Here is a 22,722-nt window from a genome sequence, read left to right as displayed (position 1 = left end):
ACTACCCCGTTTTCATGACGGCCCACAGATTGGAAAACACGAGCGGATCGGCAATCCTAGAAGGATTGGCCGATGCCGGCGTAGATTCCGTAATCTGTGCCATCTTCGTACTTGTTCAGCGGCATGGCAAAATCAAGCCGCAGCGGGCCGAAAGGCGTTGCATATCGTATTCCGGCGCCGGCGCCGGCGCGGATATCGGAAAAACCCGGAAAGGTGCTGTCCGATACGGTGCCGACATCGATGAAGGGCACGATGCCAATCGTATCGGTGATCTTGATGCGGGCCTCCAGCGAACCGGTCACATAGGAGCGGCCGCCGGTGGGATCGCCATTGTCGTTATAGGGCGAGATTTCCTGATAGCTGTATCCGCGCACGGAGCCGCCGCCGCCGGCAAAGAAGCGCTGCGTGGCGGGAATGTCCCCAATGCTGTCGCCGCCGATCAGGACGCCGGCTGCAACCTTGCCGGCAAGCACCAGCCCGTCTTCCTGGCCGAATGGCAAATAGCCGGAGATCGAGCCCTCGAATGCCGCATAGGGCGTGGCGTTGAAGATCTCGTAACCGGGCTTTGCCGCGAGCGTCGCACGATAACCTTCCGTCGGGTTGAACTTGTCGTCGCGTGCGTCGCGATCATATTGGATCGGCAGGGTGAAGGTCAGGTAGTCGTTCGTGCCGAAGGCGTCATCGTCGCGCTCCCAGCTGACGTCGCCGCTCGCGGAGATCGTGTCCCGGTCGGTCAGTTCGTAGGAAAGGCCGAGCGAGGCGGTGACGAGCGTCGCGTTATAGGCATCCGGATTTTCGGTCTTGGCGACGATGCCGGCCTTCAGGGTGGCGGCAGGGAAGAAGGCGCCGGGCTTGGTGAAGAGGATGCCGGCGGAATAGTCGAGGCTGCCGACGTCGGTCGTTTCGCCAAGCCGCGAGACCGATCCCTCGATCCTCAGGGTTTCTGCTTCGCCAAAAAGGTTGCGGTGGCCCCAATAGCCCTGGACACCGAAGCCGTCGGTGGTGGAATATTGCGCGCCGACGCCGAAGTAGCGCCTCTTGCCCTCGGAAACTTCGATCGTCATCGGCAAGGTGCCGTCCGATGCCAATGCATCTCCTTCGTGAATGGTGACGCTCGAAAAGACGCCGAGGGCGCGAAGCCGCTCACCGGCTTTCTTCAGCGTTTCCGGGGAATAGGCTTCGCCCTTGTTCAGCCGGGAATAACGCTGGATGAATGCTGGCTTGACGGTCTTCTCGCCGGTGACGCCGACATCGCCGATCGGAGCGATGGGGCCGCCCTCAGCGGAAAGCACGATATCGACGGTATCGCTATTGTGATCGGCGACCACCTTGCGTTCGGTCAACTTGGCGAAGGGTCGGCCTTCGCTCTTCAATTGTTCGACTATTCTGTCGCCGGCCCTGATGATCGCGAGCGAGCCGGCCTCAGCGCCCGGGGAGAGCTCGTAATCGGCGGGATTATGGTTTGCGGCATCGCCGCCGAACTGGACCTCCCTGACCTTGAAAACTGGGCCCGGCGCAATGGCGACGGTGACGGGGATCGGCCCGGACCGGTCGAATGTCGGATTGGGCGGCAGGTCGTCGATATTCTTGCCGTCGATGGTGATCGTCACCAGGCCACCATAACGGGCCTTTTCATACAGAGTGGCGATCAGCCGCTCCCGGTCGTCGCGCGCCTTGACGACGATGCCGAGATCGCCGGACACCGGCAGCTTCTGGTCGCTGACGAGACGGGAACTGTTTTCCAGCGCTTCTTTCAGGTCGGGATCGGCGGTATCGGCTTTGAGGTCGACCTGGTAGCGCACCGGATCGGGCACCTGTTCGCCTTCGTCTTCCTCTTTGCCGAAAATGGTGATGCCGAAAAGCTTGAAGGCGTAAGCGTCGCCGATCAGGACCGGTGAGAACGCAGCTGCCGCTGCGACCACCATCATGGTGCCTGTTCGCCGATACGCAATACCTGTTTTCGGACTTGTCCCTCTAATCCGCATCCGCCGCTTTTGGTTGTGTCTACATTGAAGCTTCGTTGCCCAGCCATGAATAGCTTAGCGACAAAATCGCGCGGGGTGTACCATTTTAAATTGCCAACGCGCTAATTTAGCACAAAAAATCCCGGAACTGTGTCCGGGATTTCCTGAATCTGCCGGTTCCTGAACGTTCTCAGCGCGGGCAACTGTCGATATAGCGGCGGCCGTAGCGGTCGCGATAGTAGCACTGGCCGGGCTGTTCGGCGACGCTGCCGATGAGGGCGCCGGACACGCCGCCGATAGCGGCGCCGACTGCCGCGCCACGGACGTCGCCGGTGACGACGCCGCCGATGACGGCACCTGATGCAGCACCGATGCCGGCGCCCTGCTGCGTCGGCGTGCAGCTTGCGATCGACAGGCCGATCAATGCGAGTATGGCAACTTTCTTCATCTTTTTTCTCCTGGGTTGCCGCCTCAATGGGCGGGGACCGTCCCTTCTGTTTTTTTTAGGCTAGCCCGAAAACTATGTCGGAAGAAAGGGTTGTCCACTGCTGCCCTGATTTTTTTCGATACAGGATGTTGTCGCCAGCTGCGCGGTTTCGCGAATTTCCATTATGCTTGCCACATCAATTTCGTTGATCGCGGCTCGCATATTCTTTATCTGGAATCATTCAAAACTCTGCGCCTTTTGCCGCAGTTGATGTTAAAGCAAAGGGCAAGGGTTGACGCGCGAACGTCCGGTCAGCAAGAACGGTCGCGTGATACTGGAGCATATGATGGATTTCGAAGCGTTTTTCAAAAACGAGCTGGACGGGCTTCATAGCGAGGGCCGTTACCGCGTTTTTGCCGATCTCGAACGTCACCGCGGCAATTTCCCGCGCGCGACGCGTTACACCGCGGATGGCCAAAAGGAAGTCACGGTCTGGTGCTCCAACGACTATCTCGGCATGGGCCAGCATCCGAAGGTGATCGAGGCGATGAAGAACGCCATCGACCACTGTGGCGCGGGTGCGGGAGGCACCCGGAATATTTCTGGCACCAACCACTATCACGTCATGCTCGAGCGTGAGCTTGCCGATCTGCACGGCAAGGAAGCAGCGCTGATCTTCACGTCTGGCTATGTTTCCAACTGGGCAGCACTCGGCACGCTCGGCGCCAAGATCCCCGGCCTGATCATCTTCTCCGACGCGCTGAACCATGCCTCGATGATCGAGGGCATCCGTTATGCCAAGTGCGACAAGGTGATCTGGAAGCACAATGACGTGGCCGATCTCGAAGCCAAGCTCAAGGCCGCCGATCCGAAGGCGCCGAAGCTGATCGCCTTCGAGAGCGTCTATTCGATGGATGGCGATATCGCCCCGATCAAGGCGATCTGCGACCTCGCCGACAAATATGGGGCGATGACCTATCTCGACGAAGTGCATGGCGTCGGCATGTATGGCCCGCGCGGCGGCGGTATCGCCGAGCGTGAAGGGCTGATGGACCGGTTGACCGTGATCGAAGGCACGCTCGGCAAGGCGTTCGGGGTGATGGGCGGCTATATCGCCGCCTCGGCAGCACTTTGCGATTTCATCCGCTCGTTTGCCTCCGGCTTCATCTTCACCACGGCGCTGCCGCCGGCACTGGCCGCCGGCGCCGTCGCCTCGATCCAGCACCTGAAGGTCAGCCAGTTCGAGCGCGCCCGCCATCAGGACCGTGTCCGCAAGCTGAGAGCACTGCTCGACCAGCGCGGCATTCCGCATATGCCCAATCCGAGCCATATCGTGCCGGTGCTGGTCGGCGATGCGGCCAAGTGCAAGTGGATCTCCGACCTGCTGCTCGACAATTGCGGCGTCTATGTCCAGCCGATCAACTATCCCACCGTGCCGAAGAAGACCGAGCGCCTGCGCATTACGCCGACGCCGCTGCATTCCGACGCCGATATCGCCCATCTGGTCGAGGCGCTGCATTCGCTCTGGTCGCGCTGCGCGCTCGCAAGGCACGTCGCCTGATTTTCGATGATCGCTCGGTTCGAACCGTAGTTCAGGGCCTCCACCGGAGGCTCTGACAGCGATCGGTCTTGCTCCCGCAAAACGCTGCAACAAACCTCCCTTGCTCGTCCAGGATCATCCGCCCTGCGCTTGGTCTTAGCACCGATGACACGTCGCAATCGGCCTGACCGATGCGGATGGATCTTTTCCCTGTACTTGCCTCCTGCCGCAACCGTGTTGCCGATGCGAGCCTTGCGGCCGCGTGAGAAAACCTTTTCTCACTTGACATGGAGATTGGTAAAAGCTTTTCTCAGATCACTTCAGAAGGAGGACGTTCTGAACATATCGGGAGGAAAAAGAGGCAGGATCACCATCCACGAGGTGGCGGCGGCTGCCGCGGTGAGCATCTCGACGGCGTCGAAAGCTCTCAACGATACTGGCCGGATGGGGTCGGAAACGCGCGAACGGGTGAAACGGATCGCCGCCGAGATCGGATACCGGCCGAATGCGCTGGCGAGAGGGCTTCTCAGCAAGCGCAGTTTCACTATCGGGCTGCTGACGAACGATACTTACGGCCGGTTCACGCTGCCTGTCATGGCGGGTATCTCGGATGCTCTCGTCGATCACGGCGTTTCGGTCTTCCTGTGCGCCATCGAAGACGATCCGGCGCTCGCCCAGATCCATGTCGATGCGATGCTGGACAAACAGGTCGACGGCATCATCGCGACGGGAAAACGCCTGGATCGGCGCCTGCCCGTCGATCTGTCGAATTTGCATGTGCCTGTCGTCTACGCATTCACGGAGGGGACGCAGAACAGTGTCACCTTCCGTTCGGACGACGAACAGGGTGCGCGGCTGGCGGTGGAATGGCTCGTGAAGATCGGACGGCGGCGGATTGCGCACATCACCGGGCCGGAGGACTTCTTCTCGGTGCGGGAGCGTGCCGGCGCCTATCACGAAGTGGCCGGTCACCGCGAGCCGGTGCTCTACGGCGTCTGGTCGGAAAGCTGGGGGCATGAGGCGGTCGAGCAGCTTTGGAAGCGGTCGGGAGAAAAACCGGATGCGCTCTTCTGCGGCAATGACCAGATCGCCCGCGGCGCGGTGGATGCGTTGCGCGAGCGCGGCGTCAAGGTGCCGCAGGACGTCTCGGTCATCGGCTTCGACAATTGGGAGATTGTCGCGGCCCAGACGCGGCCGCCGCTGACGACGGTGGACATGGAACTGAAGGAGCTCGGGCGGCAAGCGGGCTTGACGGTGCTTGCGCTTGCGGAAGGACGGCCCGTCGAGCCGGGAGTGAGGAAATTGCCGTGCCGGCTGATCGTCCGGCAGTCATGCGGGGGTAAAGCCCCCCGGGGATGAGAACAAGAGAATGAGCAAAGGCGCGAGGAGATGCGCCATATCGGGAGGAGTGTCATGATCAAGCGTCTATTGGCGGCGACCAGTATCGCTACCTTATGTCTGGTGTCGGCCGCGTCGGCTGCCGAAAATGTCGAAATGTGGGTTCGCTCGGGGATCGGCGACGCCTTCAAGAAGGTCGTCGAAGCCTATAATTCCGGTCACGAGAACAAGGTCGTGATGACCGAGGTGCCGTTCTCCGAGCTCGTGCAGAAATATGCGACGGCAATCGCCGGCGGACAGGCGCCGGACGCGCTGTCGATGGATCTCATCTATAACCCGGCCTTTGCTGCGGCCGGCCAGCTCGAAGACCTGACGGACTGGGCAAAATCCCTGCCCTATTTCAACTCGCTTTCGCCATCGCATGTTCGCCTCGGCACCTATCAGGACCGGATTTACGGCCTGCCGCTGTCGGTCGAAACATCCGTCTTTGCCTGGAACAAGGATCTCTACAAGAAGGCCGGTCTCGACCCGGAAAAGGCACCGGTGAATTGGGACGAAATTACCGCCAATGCCGAGAAGATCCGGGCGCTGGGTGATGATACCTACGGCTTTTATTTCTCCGGCGGCGGCTGCGGCGGCTGCATGATCTTCACGTTCACGCCACTGGTCTGGGGTGCGGGCACCGATATCCTGTCGGCCGACAGCAAGACGGCGACGCTCGATACGCCGCAGATGCGCAAGGCCGTCGATATCTACCGCAACATGGTCAAGAAGGACCTCGTGCCGGCGGGAGCCGCCAGCGACAACGGCGCCAACTTCCTGACCTTCACCAACGGCAAGATCGGCCAGCAGAGCCTTGGCGCCTTTGCCATCGGCACGCTGGTGACCGAGCATCCCGATATCAACTTCGGCGTAACGCTCATTCCTGGCGTTGACGGGAAGCCTTCGTCCTTTGCCGGCGGCGACAACTTCGTCATCACCAAGGGCACGAAGAAGATCGACGCGGTGAAGGAGTTCCTCGAATATGTGTATTCGATGGACGGCCAGAAGATCATGGCGAAATATGGCAGCCTGCCGACGCGCGGCGATATCGCCGACAAGGTGCTTGAGGGCCTCGATCCGCGCATGCAGGTCGGACTGAAGGCGATCGGTGTGGCCAAGACCCCCTATACGCTGCAGTTCAACGACCTGATCAACAGCGCCAACGGGCCATGGGCCAGCTTCACCAACGCCGCGATCTTCGGCGACGACGTCGACGGCGCGTTTTCGAGTGCGCAATCGGAGATGCAATCGATCATCGATAGCGGCCAGTAAACTCTCCCTCGGCCGCGGCCGGGGAGCGGTGGCAGCTTCCCGGCCAATCCCACTCGACAGATGCGGAGCGTTTTGATGACCGGTTCCGGTTCAGAAATTCTATTGCCTCGGCGCAGGCGACGGCGCCGATCGAACTGGCGCGGCTTCGTCTACATCGCGCCCGCCATGGCGCTGGTCATCGTCTTCTTCATCATGCCGGTTCTCTTCACCGGATGGATGAGCCTGCATAACTGGCCGCTGATGGGGGCTTCGCGCTGGATCGGCTTCAACAATTATTTCCGCATGGTCAACGATACCCGTTTCATGACGGCGCTGAATTTCACGGCCTATTACACCGTGATCGTCACCATCGCGATCTTCGCAATCGCCTTTCCGCTGGCAATCTTCGTCGAAAAGGAGCGGCAGTTCGTCGGCGCCTACCGGACGATCATCTTCCTGCCCGTCGTCGTCGGCCTTGCCACTGCCTCGCTGCTCTGGGTCTGGCTCGCCAATGTCGATAGCGGCTTCATCGGCCCGGCCTTGAAGGCGCTCGGCCTCGTCGAAAAGAGCCCCAATCTTCTCGCGACCTTCGACACCGCCTTTCTGACGATCGTGGTGATGGTCGTCTGGAAGATCGCCGGGTTCACGATGATCATTCTCCTGACCGGGCTTCAGGCTATTCCGTCGGAGCTGACGGAGGCCGCCCGCATCGACGGCGCCGGCCGCTGGCAGCGTTTCCGGCATCTGACGCTGCCCCTGATGCGCAAGACGATCGCTCTGGCGCTGATCGTCTCCGTCACCGGTTCGATCCTTGCCTTCGACCAGTTCTACATCATGACGTCAGGCGGTCCGCAGAACAAAATGATCTCGGTGGTCTACTACATCTTCAATCAGTCCTTCGTGTCGTTCAATCTCGGTTATGGCGCAGCACTCTCGATCGTGCTTCTCGCCATCCTGGTGGCGATCAGCATCGTGCAGCTCTGGCTGCTTCGCGTCGGGGAGGAGCGTCCATGACCACGTCAAGGGAACGCCGCGCACGCAAGGCCATCCGGACGAAGTCGGCCTATCATCTGACCGGCATTGCTATCTCGATCTTCTTTCTCGCCCCCTTCGTGATCACGCTGTTGTCGTCCTTCCGGCATGGCACGGAGGCCAGCCTGCCGCCCTTGCCGCCGTGGCCGACCTCAGGCGTCAGCATCGATTCCTACGCGCTGCTCGACACGTTCGGCGCCGGCATCTGGCGGCACATGATCAATTCGCTGTTCGTTTCGGTCGCCACCGTGGTGCTGACCGTCGCCGTCAGCCTGCTCGCCGGCTACGGCTTCTCGCGGTATCGATTCCCGATGAAGAATGCGCTCTTCGTGCTGATTATCGCGACGCTGATGATCCCGTTCCAATCGATCCTGACGCCGCTCTTCATCATCCTTGCAAAGCTCGGCCTCAACAATTCGCTGCTTGGGCTGACGCTCGTCTATGTGACGCTGCAACTGCCCTTCTCGGTGTTCATGATGCGCAACGCCTTCGATGCCGTGCCGAAGGAGATCGAAGAGGCCGCGCGCATCGACGGCGCGCGCGACCTCAGGCTCTTGGTCCGGGTTCTTCTGCCGTTGGTGCTTCCCGGTGTCGCGACGGTCGCGATCTTTGCCTTCCTCAATGCCTGGAACGAGTTTCTCGCAGCACTCGTGCTGCTCTCCAGCAATGAGAAATACACCCTGCCGGTGCTGATGACGGCGGTTCGCGCCGGACGGCTCGGCGCCATCAATTGGGGAGCGGTCCAGGCCGGTGTCGTCGTCATGACGATCCCTTGCCTGATCGTCTTCCTGCTCCTGCAACGCTACTACATGCGCGGGCTGATGGCCGGCGCGGTGAAATGATCTTAGAGAAAGCGGAACCCATGAACAAACCAAGCAATGACCGCCAGTTTCGTCCCGTCGCCGTTCCCGATGTGGAGCTCGGTGGATTCTGGGGCAAATGGCAGGATGCCGTCTGCAATTCCACTGCCGAGACCCTGCTCGACCGCTGCGTCGAGGCCGGCATGCTCAAGGCGATCGACGTCGGCCAGCCGAGCCCCGGGGTCGTCATTCCCATTCAGCCATGGGGCGGCACGACGCAGATGTTCTGGGATTCCGACCTCGGCAAATCGATCGAGACCATCGCCTATTCGCTCTATCGCCGGCCAAACCCGAAGCTCGAGGCGCGCGCCGACGAGATCATCGACATGTATGAGAAGCTGCAGGATGAGGACGGCTATCTGAACGCCTGGTTCCAGCGCGTCGAGCCGAACCGCCGCTGGACCAACCTGCGCGACCATCACGAACTCTATTGCGCCGGCCATCTGATGGAAGCCGCGGTCGCCTATTATCAGGCGACCGGCAAACGCAAGCTGCTCGACATCATGTGCCGCTATGCCGATTACATGATCAAGATTTTCGGTCATGGCGAAGGTCAGATATCAGGCTATTGCGGCCATGAGGAAGTCGAGCTCGCGCTGGTCAAGCTTGCCCGCGTGACGGATGAGAAGAAATATCTCGACCTGTCGAAATATTTCATCGACGAGCGTGGCACCGAACCGCATTTCTTCACCGCCGAGGCAAGCCGCGACGGCCGCGATGTCTCCGAATACCACCAGAAGACCTATGAATATGCGCAGGCGCACCAGCCGGTGCGCGCGCAGACAAAGGTCGTCGGCCACGCCGTGCGCGCCATGTACCTCTATTCGGGCATGGCCGACATCGCCACCGAATACAAGGACGATAGCCTGACGGCAGCGCTGGAAACACTCTGGGACGATCTGACGACCAAGCAGATGTACATCACCGGCGGCATCGGGCCGGCGGCCTCCAACGAAGGCTTTACCGATTACTTCGATCTGCCGAACGATACCGCCTATGCGGAGACCTGCGCCTCGGTCGGGCTGGTGTTCTGGGCGAGCCGCATGCTCGGACGCGGTCCGGACCGGCGCTATGCCGACATCATGGAGCAGGCGCTTTACAACGGCGCGCTACCGGGGCTTTCGACCGACGGCAAGACGTTCTTCTATGACAATCCGCTCGAAAGTGCCGGCAAGCACCATCGGTGGAAGTGGCACCATTGCCCCTGCTGCCCGCCCAACATCGCCCGGCTGGTGACCTCGATCGGCTCCTACATGTACGCCGTTTCGGATAATGAGATCGCCGTGCACCTCTATGGCGAGAGCACCGCAAGGCTGAAGCTTGCCAACGGCGCCGAGGTGGAACTCGAGCAGACCACCAACTATCCGTGGGACGGTGCTGTCGCCTTTACGACCAGGCTGGAAAAACCGGCGCGGTTTGCGCTGTCGCTGCGCATTCCGGACTGGGCTGAAGGCGCAACCCTCAGCGTTAATGGAGAGATGCTCGATCTCAACGCCAATATGCACGACGGATATGCCAGGATCGATCGTGAGTGGGCCGCGGGCGATCGTGTCGCCCTCTACCTGCCGCTGGCGCTTCGGCCGCAATATGCCAACCCGAAGGTGCGCCAGGACGCCGGCCGCGTCGCATTGATGCGCGGCCCACTGGTCTATTGTCTGGAAACCACCGACAATGGCGAAGACCTCAACGCCATCGTCCTGCCCCGTGAGCTCTCCACAGCCGAGACCGTCGTGCTGAAGGATCTCAATGATGCCGTCGCCCTCGATCTCAAGGTCGAGCGTGAGGAAACGTCGAACTGGGGAACAGCGCTCTACCGCAAGGCGCCGGCCGAAAGGCAGGTCGCCACCGCGCGTTTCGTGCCCTATCATCTCTGGGACAACCGCGCGCCCGGAGAGATGCTCGTCTGGGTCCAGTCGGACAGATAGGTCGGGGATGACGAACGGTATGGGTAACAAGAGCGTCGTGCTCCAGGACGTGCGAAAAAGCTATGGCAATCTGCAGGTGGTCCACGGGATCGACCTGACGATCGCGGAGGGCGAATTCGTCGTCTTCGTTGGCCCTTCCGGCTGTGGGAAATCGACGCTTCTGCGCATGATCGCCGGCCTGGAGGACGTGACCGACGGGGAGGTCGAGATCAAGGGACGTGTTGTCACCGATCTCGATCCATCCGAACGCGGCATCGCCATGGTCTTCCAGTCCTACGCGCTCTATCCGCATATGAGCGTGCGCGACAACCTGGCCTTCGGCTTGAAGATGGCGCGCACGAATGCTGCGGAGATAGAGACGCGCGTCAAGGCCGCGTCCGCGATCCTGAAGATCGACCATCTTCTCGACCGGCGGCCGGGACAGCTTTCCGGCGGTCAGCGGCAGCGTGTGGCGATCGGCCGGGCGATCGTGCGCAAGCCCGACGTCTTCCTGTTCGACGAGCCGCTGTCCAATCTCGATGCGGAACTGCGCGTTTCGATGCGCATCGAGATCGCCCGCCTCCACCGCGAACTCGGCAACACGATGATCTATGTCACGCACGACCAGACGGAGGCGATGACGCTCGCCGACAAGATCGTCGTGCTGCGCGACGGCCGCGTCGAACAGGCCGGAACGCCGCGGGAAATCTACGAAAATCCCTCCAATACCTTCGTGGCGGGCTTCATCGGCTCGCCCCGGATGAACCTGCTCAATGCCCGCTGGGGTGACGGCGGCCTGGTCGAGGTCGCCGGCCGGCAGATCGAAAGCGGTCTGCCGCCCGCGGACAGGCCGGTTGGTGCCGCGGTGACGCTCGGTCTGCGGCCGGAGCATCTGAAAGTGGCATCCGACCTGTCGGGCAGCCTGACGGCGAGGGTCGATTTTTCGGAGTATCTCGGCGGAACGCAATATCTCTATTGCCAGCTTGCCGATGGCCAGTCACTCACCGTCGAACATCGGTCACCAATCAGTATCGCGGCGGGCGAGCAGGTGAGCCTGCTGTTTGAACCGTCGGATTGCCGGTTGTTCGACGAGGGCGGGAACCGGTTGCGCTAATCGCGACGGTCAGGATCACAGCGGGCGACCACTCGGCGATCGGCCGTCTGAACTTCACTCGGCGATCGCTAGTGTCATGAGCTCCGCCGCCCTTTGCCGGGCTTCCCTGTCGGCGGCGAAGACATCGTCCATGGCGGCAGCCGGCGGCAGGCCGGCCAGATCGTCCATGACCCTTTCGGTGACCTCGGCCATGGCGAGGAAGGAGAGCCGCCCTTCGATGAAGGCTTCGAGCGCCACTTCCTTGGCGCCGTTCAGCACCGCGCCCTGGACACCGCCGCGCGTCATCGCCAGGCGCGCGAGCCGTAGCGCCGGAAACCGCACCTCATCCGGTGCCTCGAAATCCAGCCTGGCGAGCTTGGCGAAATCCAGCCGCTCGACCGGCAGGTTCGGCCGGCGCGGAAAGGACAGGGCGTAACCGATGGCGGTGCGCATATCCGGCGCGCCGAGCTGCGCCAGCACCGACCCATCGGAATAGCCGACCATGGAGTGGATGATCGATTGCGGATGGAAAATGACCTCGATCTGTTCGGGTCTGAGGCCGAAAAGGTGCCGGGCTTCGATCATCTCCAGCGCCTTGTTGAACATCGAGGCGCTGTCGATCGAGATCTTCAAGCCCATCGACCAGTTCGGGTGGGCGCGCGCGGTTTCCACCGTCACATCCGCCATGTCACGCAGCGAGGCGGTGCGGAAGGGGCCACCCGACGCCGTCAGGATGACCCGCTCGACGGCGTGGCGCTGGTTCTCTTCCAGCACCTGGAAGATGGCGTTGTGTTCGCTGTCGACCGGAAGCAGTCTGCCGCCGCCCGCCCGGATCGCTGCGATGAAGAGATCGCCGGCCGATACCAGGCATTCCTTGTTGGCAAGGGCGATATCGGCGCCGCGGCGTGCGGCGGCAAGGGTTGGCGCCAGGCCCGCGGTGCCGACGATTGCCGCCATTACCCAGTCTGCTTCGCGGTCGGCGGCTTCCATCAGCCCGGACTTTCCCGAAGCGACCGCGATGCCGGTGCCGGAAAGTTCGCTCTTCAGTGATTCGTAATGGCGGTCATTTGCCGTCACTGCCAGCCGCGCGCCGAATAATTTCGCCTGCCGAGCCAGCAATTCGACATTGCCGTTGCCTGTCAGCACGTAGATTTCGAAGTTCTCCCGTCCGCCCAGGTGATCGACGACATTGAGTGTATTCTGGCCGATCGAACCCGTCGAACCGAAGATGCTGAGGCGCCGCGGCGCGCTTTTGCCGGTTATCATGTGGTATTTCGCGAAAATTTCTCTCGTAAGCTCAGGCTCTACTAGGCTTTGGAGGGGGCGGCAAGTGTGCGGTGCAGCAGATTTCAACCCTTGAGGGGTTTACAGAGCGGCCGCCGGATGTGATCCTTATAACATTGCCGGCGGATCGCTTCCGCCGCGGCCGGTCACGGTCGCATGGGCAAGTCGGGGCGCTGTGGCGTCCATCGAAGAACAGGCACTTGGTGCCGCCGGCCTTTTGGGCCACACATTAAATCGAGGATGAAACCGGGATGGGCGGCTTGGCCCTGATCCCTCATTGCGTTCGTCGCGAACGCTTTCATATGCGCTGCTGCGTCCACTCCGCGCCGCAGCCCTGTGACAGGTCAAAACGTTCTGAACTTCATGACGACATTCAAATTAGTATGCATCTTTTTCGCCATCCTACCCTCGCTCACAGCCGCAACGAAGGCGGACGACCTGCTGATCTGGTCGCCGGCCAAGCTTTCGGACCGGTCCTACAAGGCGACGGTGGGTTTCCGCCTGCCGGCGGAATGGGAAACGAGCGCCGGTGCCGACATCGCGCTGGCCTCGACCAAAGGCGGAGCGCTGCTGCCCGATTCCGAACAGGCAATGCTTTGGGGCAGGATCACCAGGACGAACGTCACCCCGGCAGGCCGGTCAGAGCAGGGTGCCAGCGTCAGCGTCGATACGCTGCGCGGCAGCGGCGCGCTGACCCTCAGCCGCTCACGCAGCTGGATCCTCTCCGATTCGCTCGACATGCAATCGAGCCGGTCCATCAACGTGCAATATGACGCGGTCGAGGCCCGGCAGGCTTCGGTGACGGCATCGCAGGCGCTGAAGCTGATCCATCCCTGGACTGGAACCTCGCTTTCGGCTGGGACAGGCGTCAGCAATGCCAGCGGCGACTTCTCGAGCACGGTTGGGGTCAGCCAGACCATTCTGCCGAACCTCAATCTCGATGCTTCGGTGAGCAATCCATTTTCAGGGGGTGAGGCGGGTAGCGTCAATCTTCGCTACCGTGTGCAGTGGTAGTGGTGCTGAACCAAACTCCGCCGATCAGCGTTTCCTACGAGGTTTTCACGGAGGAACGGATCATGGTTTTCAAGGAGCAGACATTTCACGGGCTCGAACCCGAGATGGAAATAGAGATCGCCAATCGCGCATCGGTCGAAGCGGCCGTTGCCAATGCCTTGGCGATCGCCGGCGGCATCGATGCCTCCGATGTCGAGGTGACGATGGAGAACGACCAGATCGTGTTGAGCGGCACCGTCGGCACGGTCGGCGAAATCGAACGGGCAACCGCGGTCGCCAAGGCGGTTGAGGGTGTGCATGCGGTGCAGAACCGGATTCTGCTCGGCGGATCCTCGCTCGATGGTACGCATTAACGAGATGGCTGGCCGCTCCCAGGGCCAGACCCTGCCGGACGAGGACTATTTCCACGTCGTCGCCTATCAGCCGGCGCTTAGCTGATCAACCGGCAAAGCGTTCGACGAGGAAGGACGAGCCGGCCAGACGATCCGTTTTCTGCGCGGCGCCCGATCCCTGCGGCTGGTAGGCGATGGCGAGCAGCACGGCGCTGACGGCGACATAGGCGATTGCCAAAAGAGTCATCTTGATACGCATGGCGAATACTCCTGTTTCGCGATAAACGCGGCTGATATGGCGAAGTTCCTCATCGGCGAGTCAGGGCGAGATCAGATGAAAAGCCCGGCCGATCTGCCGGGCTTTTCCTGATGGATTTGCCTTATCGGCAGATCCGGTTTCCTTGACGATCGTGTGGCCGTGGCGGCGGATTTTTTCCGGTTAAATCACATAGGGTTACCGATTATGTCGACGGCAGAAACCTTTGGCGCGCCGGATCGTTAGCGCTGGGGGATAAGCCGGAGGCACCAATGGGACTGATGGGATCATGGGACTGATTGCAAGGATCATCGCCATTGTGGCCGGGCTTGCCGGCGGCACGGTTTTTTCGCAGGCGCCGGAATTTGCGCAGCAATACCGCCAGCGGATCGGCGGCGCGATCGACGAATTGCGCGTCATCGTCGAGGATTTCAACCGCCAAGCCGCCGAGCACCATCTCGATCGCCAGCAGGCGCTAAGCGCCTATGCCCAATCATCCGACGATTTCCTGCGCGACCGTGGCGTCTCGATGCAGAGCACGATCACGCGCTACGAAACGCTGCTGTCGCAGCAGCTCCGCCTCGGCACCGCAGCACCCGTCGCCAAGCCCTTTGTACTGCTGGGGAATGCCGATGACGTCGTTTTCGCCAATACCTGGCGCGACTTCGTGCCCGGCGTCCCCGTCAGCTTTGCGGGTCTTGTCTGGGGCTCGATCGGCTTTGTCGGAGGTTGGGCCGTGGCGGCGTTGCTGGGATTGGGGGCGCGGCGGGTCACGAGGACACGACGCGTCCATCGTCAGGTGCGGTGAACCAATCGGTGGCGAACGTGGCACTGGCCCCGGAACGTAATGATATCAGTCAGCTTTGTGCTGAAATGACCCCGCCACACTGTGGCGGGGGTCGTCGATATTAATCGGAACCGGTTCGTGCGTCGCCTTCCCGGTGATCGGGCCAGAGAGCCTTGTTACGTGGACGCTGCCGCTTCCTTGATGATGCCACCTGAAAGCAAACGCCAAATGCCGAATGCCACCACGCCCATCGCGAGGAAGATCACAAAGATCATGAAGTTGTAGTAGATCATCGCCGCCAGCGCGACGAGGGCGAGTCCGAGGGCAATGGCTGGCACCACGGGATAACCCCAGGCCCTGAAGGGTCGGGCGAGTTCAGGTTCGGCCTGACGCAGTTTAAACAGCGACGCCATCGAGACGATGTACATGATGATCGCGCCGAACACCGACATGGTGACAATATTGGCGGTCAGCGGCAAACCGCCGATCTGGATCAGGCTGTCGGAAAAGATGGCTGCGATGCCGACGGCGCCACCTGCAAGGACTGCGAGATAAGGCGTGCGGAATTTCGGATGGACTTTTGCAAGGACTTCCGGGAGGTAGCCGGCGCGGCCCAGCGCAAAAATCTGCCTGGAATAGCCCATGATGATGCCGTGAAAGGAAGCAATCAGGCCGAACAGGCCGATCCAGACCAGCATATGCAGCCAACCGGAGGATTCTCCCACGACCGCCTTCATCGCCTGCGGCAGCGGATCGTTGATGTTGGACAGCGCACGCCAGTCGCCGACGCCACCGGCGAAGATCATGGTGCCGAAGGCGAGGAAGACGAGTGTCAGAATACCCGCAATATAGGCAATGGGAACGGTGCGGGTGGGGTTCTTGGTCTCCTCAGCCGCCATCGCCGCGCCTTCGATCGCCAGGAAAAACCAGATGGCAAATGGAATGGCGGCAAAGATGCCTCCAATGGCGCCGACCGAGAATTCAGGGGCGCCGGCCCAGCCATTGGCCGCGAAATTGGCAAAAGAGAAGCCCGGAGCGACGACACCCATAAAGATCAGCAATTCGGCGATCGCCAGAATGGTGATAAGGAGTTCGAAGGTTGCCGCTATGGTAACTCCGACGATATTGAGCGCCATGAAAATGATATAGGCGCCGACAGCCGCCATTTTCGGATCGAGCCCCGGGAACTGCACATTGAGATAGGCGCCGATGGCCAGCGCGATGGCCGGAGGGGCGAAGACGAATTCAACCAATGTCGCAAAGCCCGCAACGAAGCCGCCGAGCGGGCCGAAAGCCCTGAGCGCATATGCAAAAGGGCCGCCGGCATGCGGAATGGCCGTCGTCAATTCCGTGAAGGAAAAGATAAAGGTGGTGTACATCACGGCGATCAGGATCGTGGTGATCAAGAAGCCGAGTGTGCCGGCGGCCGCCCAGCCATAGCTCCAGCCGAAATATTCGCCGGAGATGACGAGGCCGACGGCAAGTCCCCATAAATGCAGCCCGGTCAGGCTCTTGGCGAGCGTCGGTTGAGAATTTGACATGATTGTTCCCCTTTTCTTGTAGATTGAACTTTTATGCTTCTTGGTGTGGCAGCGCTTCTATGGCGCCTTCGGCGTTTTCCTTGAGATCGACACCGGTCAACTGCAAGCGAAGCGCCTCCCGGACGATCCAAACAATCTTGTCGGCTGCGACCTCGTAGCCGAGCCCGTCGGCATGAATATTCGAAATGCAGTTGCGCTCGCTGTCGCGCCGTCCCGATTGCGGGCGGAACGTGATGTAGGCACCGAGACTGTCAGGCACGCTGAGCCCCGGCCTCTCGCCGATCAGCACAATGGCAACTTCCGCACCAAACGCCGCCGCTGCCTCATCACCAAATGCCACACGCGCCTGTTCGCCCAATATCACCGGGGCGACGCTGAAGTCGCCGAGACGCTTCATGCAAGCCTTGAACAGCGGCACGGCGTGGTGCTCGACCGCCGAGGCTGAAAGCCCATCTGCAATGATGAAGGCGATATCATAACGATTGCCTGGGCTCGGGAGATCGGCTGCATGGGTCTGACGGCCGAGATCCGGGCGCGCCAGATAGATCGTGCGGTCTTTGGCGCGAGAGCGAATCCGGACCGTCGGCACGGGAGCAAGCTGCTTGGCAAGGGCGACAAAATCCACTTGCCCATGCACGGCATCCCGCGCCCGGGCATGGGCAAGCTGGAAGTCGAGAATTGCCGATGTCGGCAAGGCGTCGCCTGCTCTTCCAAGCCCAATCCGGGCGCGTGTGGCGTTGCGGAATCGCGCAAATGGATCTCGTTCGATGGAACTCATGCCGATGCCCTGTAGCTCAAGAGATTGCGAGAGAAAGCGCCCGAGGCGCTGGCCGGTGCAAGACGACCCGTGTGGTCAAGCATGCCCATACGATGGAGCCAGGCTTCGAATTCTGGGGCGGGCGGGCGATTGAACTGGTGCCTGAGGCCGACAATATCGTGGTAGGAAAGGCTCTGATAATTGAGCATGACGTCATCGGCGCCGGGCACCGCGATGAGAAAACTGACGCCCGCGACAGTCAGCAATACCATCAGATTGTCCATATCGTCCTGGTCCGCTTCGGCGTGGTTGGTGTAGCAGACGTCGACCCCCATCGGCACGCCAAGCAGTTTGCCGCAGAAGTGATCTTCGAGCCCGGCGCGGATAATTTGCTTGGCGTCGAAAAGATATTCGGGGCCAATGAAGCCGACCACCGTATTGACGAGCAGCGGATCGAGTTCACGTGCAACGGCATAGGCCCGCGTCTCGATCGTCTGTTCGTCGACACCGTGATGGGCGTCGGCCGAAAGCGCGCTGCCCTGACCGGTCTCCAGATACATGACATTGTTTCCGACCGTGCCGCGCTTCATGGAAAGGGCTGCCTGCTGGCCTTCCCTGAGGACGGCGAGATCGACGCCGAAACCCCTGTTGGCAGCCTCCGAGCCAGCGATTGACTGGAACACCAGATCGAGCGGCGCTCCGGCCTCCATTGCCTTGATCGAGGTGGTGACATGGGTCAACACGCAGGATTGGGTCGGGATCTCGAACCGCTGGCGCAGCCGGTCGAAAAGAACCATCAATCTTGTGCAGGCCTCAAGATTGTCGGTCGCCGGGTTGATGCCGATCACCGCATCGCCGATCCCATAGAGAAGTCCATCAAGCGTCGAGCCGGCGACGCCTTCAGGATCATCGGTGGGATGATTGGGCTGAAGACGGCTCGATAGTCGGCCGGGCAGACCGATCGTGGAGCGAAAGGCGGTGACCACCCTGCATTTGCCGGCGACGGTGATCAGATCATGGTTGCGCATGATCTTGGAGACCGCCGCGACCATTTCGGGGGTGAGGCCCGATGCGATGGCGAGCAGTTTTTCGGAGGTCGCGTCATAAGAGAGAAGCCAATTGCGAAACTCACCGACCGTCATATGAGATACCGGCGCGAATGCCATCCAATCATGGCGGTCGACGATCAGCCGACTGACCTCGTCGGTCTCATATGGAATGACGAGGTCTTCTAGGAAAGTTTTGAGAGGCATATCCGCGAGCAGGTAGCGGGCGGCCACCCGCCGCTCGTTGCTGGACGCTGCGATCCCGGCCAGCACGTCACCCGATTTCAGCGGCGAAGCGCAAGCCAATACCGATTTCAGATCCTGAAAGACATGGCGTTCGCGTCCTAGAACGATCGAATATGTTGTCATCTGCTCCTGGCCGTCGACCGGCCTATTCCAAATGTCCGAGAACTCATCCACCTTCCGGTTGTGAGCATTCGTTGGCTTCCGCCGAGTATGCTCGGCTCTACGCCAAGCAACGCAAGAAGCGTGCCATTCTTTATAGGTTGGGATGCCGGGGCAGCCGTGCAAAGGACCTCGCATGGCTGGACCATGACGGCCTACGCGGCGCGCCCATCGCAGAGAGCATTTTCAGCCAGGGATGGATCTTCAGCCGGAGCGACATATCCACTTTGCGACGGCATGCTCCGATATGCGCACATTTGCGTCGAGCGCACACTGATCGCGAAAATATTCGTTGACCGTTGTTGATCTAGTGGTTCTGGCCGACGGCCTTTTTCGGTAGGGCGGCCTGCGCTGAGACGCGATCGTCAATTTTGAGTGAACTGACCGTAGATCGACGCCGATGTTGAAAAACTAGCCAGTTGAACGAAACCAATTGATCGCCCAATTCTCTTGCCCAAAGAGTTCGGGCGTTTCGCGAAGACCGGCTATAAGATCTTCAACCAGGGCGCTATAAGTCGGCCGCCTTTCGCAATGCATCGTTCATCCTTGATTGCCAGCCTTTGCCGGTAGCCTTGTAGAACTGGATGATATCGGCATCGAGGCGGATGTTCAGGGATTGCTTCGGATTGTCCAACTTGGGTCGACCCCGGGCCGCAATGGCCTTCTCCATCTTCTTGGCAACGTCAGGAAATGCTTCCTTGAAGGGCTTGGCTCTTGCCATCTCTTCCTTGGACAGAGGAGGATTGTCGGATACGGCATCCCAATCCTCTTTGGAGTAGCCGTGGCCAGGCTGGAACTGGGTCATTTTCCGAGCTTTGATAATCATCAGATCATGCTCCTTTCGTCCTTGCGGGCGGGGCGCATCGAAATGATCGAAAGCGCCTCAGAGCCCAGATTTACGAAGATCACGACCATCGTTCCGTCAGCGAGGCGGCCTACGGCCTTGGACCGCCCGTCTTTGGCCGGAACGACAACGGAAGACAGGAAGAACTCGAAAGTCAGATCGGCAAAATCGAGGCCGTGTTTCTCAATATTGGCAATCCGCTTCGGTTCATCCCATACGAGCTTCATAAAATGTATCTACAATAATTCAATGCCGTGGACAATGATTAATGTGGATACGAAAAAGATCTCGTAGATCGCAACAGGGAGTTGCAGTGAACCCGTTGATCGCTCCGTCCTCGCGGACCGCAGCGGTGACGCCTCGATGTGGGTTGGAAGTCCGAGCCTAAAATGTAAATTGAAATTAATGGTGATCCCGGCGCGATTCGAACGCGCGACCCCCAGATTAGGAATCTGGTGCTCTATCCTGCTGAGCTACGGGACCACTTGAGTGCCATGCATACAAAAGGCTTGGCGGGAAGCCAAGCCTTAATTGTTGTCAGAGGCCGAGGCGTTGTTCGGCGAGGCGGACCCAATAGGAGATGCCGTGGGCGATGGCTTCGTCGTTGAAGTCGTAGGCGGGGTTGTGGAGGCCGGCGCTGTCGCCGTTGCCGATGAAGATGAAGGCGCCGGGGCGGGCGTTCAGCATGTAGGAGAAATCCTCGCCGCCCATCATCGGATCGATCTCGGCGTTGACGTTGCCTTCGCCGGCGATGGCGCTGGCGGTGGCGACCGCGTGCTCGGTCTCGTCGGGGTGGTTGACGGTGACGGGGTAGTTGCGGTGGAAGCTGATTTCGGCCTCGGCGCCGTGGGCCGCGACCAGGCCCTCGATGATCTGCCGGAACCGCGTCTCGGCGAGCGTGCGCACCTCGGGGTCGAGGGTGCGGACCGTACCGGCGAAGGTCGCGTCGTTCGGAATGACGTTATGGGCGAAACCGGCATTGAACTTGGTCACCGAGACGACCACCGAGCGCAGCGGATCGGCGTTGCGCGAGGCGATCATCTGCAGATTGGCGATGATCTGGGCGCCGATGGCGATCGGGTCGATCGTCTTATGCGGCTGGGCGGCGTGGCCGCCGCGGCCTTTAACGGTGACGGTGAACTCGTCGGTCGCCGCCATGATGGCGCCCTTGCGGGTGGCGAACTGGCCGACCGGCAGGCCCGGCAGATTGTGCATGCCGTAGACCTCTTCGATATCGAAGCGCTCCATCATGCCGTCCTTGACCATCAGATTGCCGCCGCCGCCGCCTTCTTCTGCGGGCTGGAAGATGACGGCGACATTGCCGTTGAAGTTGCGGGTCTCGGCCAGGTATTTCGCAGCGCCGAGCAGCATGGCGGTGTGGCCGTCATGGCCGCAGGCATGCATCTTGCCCGGCGTCTTCGAAGCCCAGGGCTTGCCGGTGATTTCGGTGAGCGGCAGGGCGTCCATGTCGGCGCGCAGGCCGACCGTGCGACGGCCTTCGCCCTTGCCCTTGATCAGGCCGACGACACCGGTGCGGCCGATGCCGGTGACGATCTCGTCGACACCGAATTCCTTGAGTTTTTCGGCGACGAAGGCAGCCGTATTTTCCACCGCGAAGAGGAGTTCTGGCCGGGCGTGAATGTGGCGGCGCCATTCGGCGACCTCGTCCTGCAACTCCGCGGCTCTGTTCAATATCGGCATATCGGCGTTCCTGTTATGAAATCTCGACAATCTTTCATCGCATCACAAGGGTGTGAGGCTGTGGAAATTACTTAGTCAATGACCTTTGCCATGTCATAGCCATATAGGCTAAATAGGGGAAGATTTCGAGATTTTCCTGATATCCGAAGGACGAACCGTGTCGACGAGCCACTTCCGTTTGTTTGCTGCCTTGCGGCCGCTTTCTTTCGTGTCAGCGGCGACTGCCGTGTTTCTGGCTTCCGTTCCGGTGGCCCATGCCAATCCGCACATTCTCGTCGATGTGCAGACCGGCCGCGTGCTCGAGCATGAAGAAGCCTTCCGCAAATGGTATCCGGCCTCGCTGACCAAACTGATGACGGTCTATACCGTGTTCGACGCAATCCGCGCCGGTCAGATCAGCCTCGATACGCCCGTCGTCATCAGCAAACGCGCCGCCGCGCAGCCGGCCGCCAAAATGTATTTCAAGCCGGGCCAGAAGCTGACGCTCGACAGCGCATTGAAGATCCTGCTGGTGAAGTCGGCCAACGATGTGTCGGTCGCGGTTGCCGAAGCCATCGGCGGCACGCAGGAAGGCTTCGTGACGCGGATGAACGGTGAGGCGCTGAAGCTCGGCATGACGGATTCGCACTTCGTCAATCCGAACGGTCTGCCCGGCAAGGGCCAGTATACGACGGCACGCGACCTGGCGGTGCTGACGGTGGCGCTGCGCCGCGATTTTCCGCAATATGCCGCCTATTTCTCGCTGGAAGGTTTCACCAACGGCCAGCAGAACGTGCCGAGCCTCAACATGCTGATCGGCCGTTTCGCCGGCGCCGACGGCATGAAGACCGGCTTCATCTGCGCTTCGGGCTTCAACCAGATCGGGTCGGCGACGCGCAACGGCCGCACGCTGATCTCCGTCGTGCTCGGCACCGACAGCCTTGCAGCCCGCGCCGATGCGACCGCGAACCTTTTGCAGAAGGGCTTCACCACGCAGCCTGCCAGCAACGACACGCTGGGTTCGCTGAGACCCTATGGGTCGGGGCAGGACCAGGTGACCGATATCAGCGCCGATATCTGCAGCGCCAAGGGTGCCAAGGTGCGCAGCGAAACGCGCGACGAGGTCGGCCGCATGAAGGTGCAGTCACCCTATATCCAACCGATGGACCACGATCCGCAATTCGTCTTTGCCGGCCTGATTCCCGGCCAGGATCCGCAGCCGGCCGCGCAGCCGGAAAAAATGGCGCGCGGCGATACCGCGGGCGCGATCGCCAACGTGCCGGTGCCGATGCCGCGCCCGACATCATTTTAAGCTTTTAAGGTAA

20 protein-coding genes, 1 tRNA gene and 1 pseudogene are annotated in these 22,722 nt (G+C 60.8%); 11 read left to right on the top strand and 11 right to left on the bottom strand.

Features of this window, described 5'->3' with window-relative positions; all coding sequences use genetic code 11:
* Positions 1–56 precede the first annotated feature (56 nt).
* Positions 57–1,985: an autotransporter assembly complex protein TamA gene (locus GFM02_RS06410; RefSeq protein ID WP_205930202.1), complete on the bottom strand. Its 1,929-nt coding sequence runs from the start codon at positions 1,983–1,985 to the stop codon at positions 57–59.
* 169 nt (positions 1,986–2,154) lie between these two features.
* Positions 2,155–2,412: a YMGG-like glycine zipper-containing protein gene (locus GFM02_RS06405; RefSeq protein ID WP_011653762.1), complete on the bottom strand. Its 258-nt coding sequence runs from the start codon at positions 2,410–2,412 to the stop codon at positions 2,155–2,157.
* Positions 2,413–2,737: 325 nt separating this feature from the next.
* On the opposite strand from GFM02_RS06405, the gene hemA reads away from it, so the two are divergent.
* From hemA to GFM02_RS06370, 7 genes are all read left to right on the top strand, one after another.
* On the top strand, positions 2,738–3,952 hold the full coding sequence (gene hemA, locus GFM02_RS06400; RefSeq protein ID WP_168321173.1) for a 5-aminolevulinate synthase: 1,215 nt from the start codon (positions 2,738–2,740) through the stop codon (positions 3,950–3,952).
* Between the two features lie 360 nt (positions 3,953–4,312).
* Entirely contained in the window at positions 4,313–5,290 is a 978-nt protein-coding gene (locus GFM02_RS06395) for a LacI family DNA-binding transcriptional regulator (RefSeq protein ID WP_020665301.1), read from the top strand.
* A 54-nt stretch (positions 5,291–5,344) separates the two neighbouring features.
* Positions 5,345–6,583 (top strand): ABC transporter substrate-binding protein, encoded by a 1,239-nt coding sequence (locus tag GFM02_RS06390; RefSeq protein WP_130686853.1) that lies wholly within the window; start codon positions 5,345–5,347, stop codon positions 6,581–6,583.
* Between the two features lie 75 nt (positions 6,584–6,658).
* Complete coding sequence (locus tag GFM02_RS06385; protein ID WP_168321172.1) at positions 6,659–7,576, top strand: carbohydrate ABC transporter permease; 918 nt, start codon at positions 6,659–6,661, stop codon at positions 7,574–7,576.
* A complete protein-coding gene (locus tag GFM02_RS06380) occupies positions 7,573–8,436 on the top strand; it encodes a carbohydrate ABC transporter permease (RefSeq protein ID WP_072640387.1) in 864 nt (287 codons plus the stop codon). Before GFM02_RS06385 ends, GFM02_RS06380 begins: the two co-directional genes overlap by 4 nt.
* Positions 8,437–8,456: 20 nt before the next feature.
* Positions 8,457–10,379, top strand: a complete 1,923-nt coding sequence (locus GFM02_RS06375; protein ID WP_168321171.1) for a glycoside hydrolase family 127 protein — start codon at positions 8,457–8,459, stop codon at positions 10,377–10,379.
* A 19-nt stretch (positions 10,380–10,398) separates the two neighbouring features.
* Entirely contained in the window at positions 10,399–11,472 is a 1,074-nt protein-coding gene (locus tag GFM02_RS06370) for an ABC transporter ATP-binding protein (RefSeq protein ID WP_205930201.1), read from the top strand.
* Positions 11,473–11,526: 54 nt separating this feature from the next.
* Here the strand turns inward: GFM02_RS06370 and dxr are convergent, their stop codons facing one another.
* Entirely contained in the window at positions 11,527–12,717 is a 1,191-nt protein-coding gene (dxr, locus tag GFM02_RS06365; RefSeq protein WP_168321170.1) for a 1-deoxy-D-xylulose-5-phosphate reductoisomerase, read from the bottom strand.
* Between the two features lie 320 nt (positions 12,718–13,037).
* On the opposite strand from dxr, the pseudogene GFM02_RS06360 reads away from it, so the two are divergent.
* Both GFM02_RS06360 and GFM02_RS06355 read left to right on the top strand, forming a co-directional pair.
* Positions 13,038–13,749: pseudogene (locus GFM02_RS06360) on the top strand (hypothetical protein).
* A gap of 62 nt (positions 13,750–13,811) precedes the next feature.
* On the top strand, positions 13,812–14,102 hold the full coding sequence (locus GFM02_RS06355; protein ID WP_026265482.1) for a BON domain-containing protein: 291 nt from the start codon (positions 13,812–13,814) through the stop codon (positions 14,100–14,102).
* 85 nt (positions 14,103–14,187) lie between these two features.
* Here the strand turns inward: GFM02_RS06355 and GFM02_RS06350 are convergent, their stop codons facing one another.
* Positions 14,188–14,340, bottom strand: coding sequence for a hypothetical protein (locus GFM02_RS06350; protein ID WP_020051933.1), 153 nt, complete (start codon positions 14,338–14,340; stop codon positions 14,188–14,190).
* A gap of 286 nt (positions 14,341–14,626) precedes the next feature.
* Between GFM02_RS06350 and GFM02_RS06345 the strand changes: the two genes are divergently transcribed.
* Positions 14,627–15,145, top strand: a complete 519-nt coding sequence (locus tag GFM02_RS06345; protein ID WP_168321168.1) for a DUF2937 family protein — start codon at positions 14,627–14,629, stop codon at positions 15,143–15,145.
* 155 nt (positions 15,146–15,300) lie between these two features.
* On the opposite strand, the gene eat is transcribed toward GFM02_RS06345, so the two are convergent.
* The 7 genes from eat to GFM02_RS06310 form a co-directional block, all read right to left on the bottom strand.
* Entirely contained in the window at positions 15,301–16,665 is a 1,365-nt protein-coding gene (gene eat, locus GFM02_RS06340; RefSeq protein ID WP_168321167.1) for an ethanolamine permease, read from the bottom strand.
* 31 nt (positions 16,666–16,696) lie between these two features.
* Entirely contained in the window at positions 16,697–17,443 is a 747-nt protein-coding gene (eutC, locus tag GFM02_RS06335) for an ethanolamine ammonia-lyase subunit EutC (RefSeq protein ID WP_168321166.1), read from the bottom strand.
* On the bottom strand, positions 17,440–18,888 hold the full coding sequence (locus tag GFM02_RS06330) for an ethanolamine ammonia-lyase subunit EutB (protein WP_168321165.1): 1,449 nt from the start codon (positions 18,886–18,888) through the stop codon (positions 17,440–17,442). The genes eutC and GFM02_RS06330 overlap by 4 nt, the downstream gene beginning before the upstream one ends.
* A 493-nt stretch (positions 18,889–19,381) precedes the next feature.
* The gene (locus tag GFM02_RS06325; RefSeq protein WP_168321164.1) at positions 19,382–19,699 is read right to left on the bottom strand and encodes a BrnA antitoxin family protein; all 318 of its coding nucleotides are present in this window, start codon (positions 19,697–19,699) and stop codon (positions 19,382–19,384) included.
* On the bottom strand, positions 19,699–19,944 hold the full coding sequence (locus GFM02_RS06320) for a BrnT family toxin (RefSeq protein ID WP_168321163.1): 246 nt from the start codon (positions 19,942–19,944) through the stop codon (positions 19,699–19,701). The genes GFM02_RS06325 and GFM02_RS06320 overlap by 1 nt, the downstream gene beginning before the upstream one ends.
* Before the next feature lie 179 nt (positions 19,945–20,123).
* A tRNA-Arg gene (locus GFM02_RS06315) sits at positions 20,124–20,200 on the bottom strand.
* Positions 20,201–20,254: 54 nt separating this feature from the next.
* Positions 20,255–21,418 (bottom strand): M20 aminoacylase family protein, encoded by a 1,164-nt coding sequence (locus GFM02_RS06310; protein ID WP_168268345.1) that lies wholly within the window; start codon positions 21,416–21,418, stop codon positions 20,255–20,257.
* A gap of 157 nt (positions 21,419–21,575) precedes the next feature.
* Between GFM02_RS06310 and GFM02_RS06305 the strand changes: the two genes are divergently transcribed.
* Positions 21,576–22,709 carry a serine hydrolase gene (locus tag GFM02_RS06305; RefSeq protein ID WP_168321162.1) on the top strand — a complete coding sequence of 378 codons (1,134 nt, stop codon included), beginning with the start codon at positions 21,576–21,578 and terminating at the stop codon, positions 22,707–22,709.
* The last annotated feature ends 13 nt before the right edge of the window (positions 22,710–22,722 follow it).

This window comes from Rhizobium leguminosarum bv. viciae (genome assembly GCF_012276115.1).
Classification (GTDB): Bacteria; Pseudomonadota; Alphaproteobacteria; order Rhizobiales; family Rhizobiaceae; genus Rhizobium; species Rhizobium leguminosarum_T.
Note: the sequence above shows the minus strand (reverse complement) of the source record. Positions and strands in the feature narration are given on the sequence as shown.

What these genes read in the sequence shown, in the direction of transcription:
- GFM02_RS06410 (WP_205930202.1), bottom strand. Translation starts at nt 1,985, where the DNA reads ATGCGGATTAGAGGGACAAGTCCGAAAACAGGTATTGCGTATCGGCGA.
- GFM02_RS06405 (WP_011653762.1), bottom strand. Translation starts at nt 2,412, where the DNA reads ATGAAGAAAGTTGCCATACTCGCATTGATCGGCCTGTCGATCGCAAGC.
- hemA (WP_168321173.1), top strand. Translation starts at nt 2,738, where the DNA reads ATGGATTTCGAAGCGTTTTTCAAAAACGAGCTGGACGGGCTTCATAGC.
- GFM02_RS06390 (WP_130686853.1), top strand. Translation starts at nt 5,345, where the DNA reads ATGATCAAGCGTCTATTGGCGGCGACCAGTATCGCTACCTTATGTCTG.
- GFM02_RS06385 (WP_168321172.1), top strand. Translation starts at nt 6,659, where the DNA reads ATGACCGGTTCCGGTTCAGAAATTCTATTGCCTCGGCGCAGGCGACGG.
- GFM02_RS06380 (WP_072640387.1), top strand. Translation starts at nt 7,573, where the DNA reads ATGACCACGTCAAGGGAACGCCGCGCACGCAAGGCCATCCGGACGAAG.
- GFM02_RS06375 (WP_168321171.1), top strand. Translation starts at nt 8,457, where the DNA reads ATGAACAAACCAAGCAATGACCGCCAGTTTCGTCCCGTCGCCGTTCCC.
- GFM02_RS06370 (WP_205930201.1), top strand. Translation starts at nt 10,399, where the DNA reads ATGGGTAACAAGAGCGTCGTGCTCCAGGACGTGCGAAAAAGCTATGGC.
- dxr (WP_168321170.1), bottom strand. Translation starts at nt 12,717, where the DNA reads ATGATAACCGGCAAAAGCGCGCCGCGGCGCCTCAGCATCTTCGGTTCG.
- GFM02_RS06355 (WP_026265482.1), top strand. Translation starts at nt 13,812, where the DNA reads ATGGTTTTCAAGGAGCAGACATTTCACGGGCTCGAACCCGAGATGGAA.
- GFM02_RS06350 (WP_020051933.1), bottom strand. Translation starts at nt 14,340, where the DNA reads ATGCGTATCAAGATGACTCTTTTGGCAATCGCCTATGTCGCCGTCAGC.
- GFM02_RS06345 (WP_168321168.1), top strand. Translation starts at nt 14,627, where the DNA reads ATGGGACTGATTGCAAGGATCATCGCCATTGTGGCCGGGCTTGCCGGC.
- eat (WP_168321167.1), bottom strand. Translation starts at nt 16,665, where the DNA reads ATGTCAAATTCTCAACCGACGCTCGCCAAGAGCCTGACCGGGCTGCAT.
- eutC (WP_168321166.1), bottom strand. Translation starts at nt 17,443, where the DNA reads ATGAGTTCCATCGAACGAGATCCATTTGCGCGATTCCGCAACGCCACA.
- GFM02_RS06325 (WP_168321164.1), bottom strand. Translation starts at nt 19,699, where the DNA reads ATGATTATCAAAGCTCGGAAAATGACCCAGTTCCAGCCTGGCCACGGC.
- GFM02_RS06320 (WP_168321163.1), bottom strand. Translation starts at nt 19,944, where the DNA reads ATGAAGCTCGTATGGGATGAACCGAAGCGGATTGCCAATATTGAGAAA.
- GFM02_RS06310 (WP_168268345.1), bottom strand. Translation starts at nt 21,418, where the DNA reads ATGCCGATATTGAACAGAGCCGCGGAGTTGCAGGACGAGGTCGCCGAA.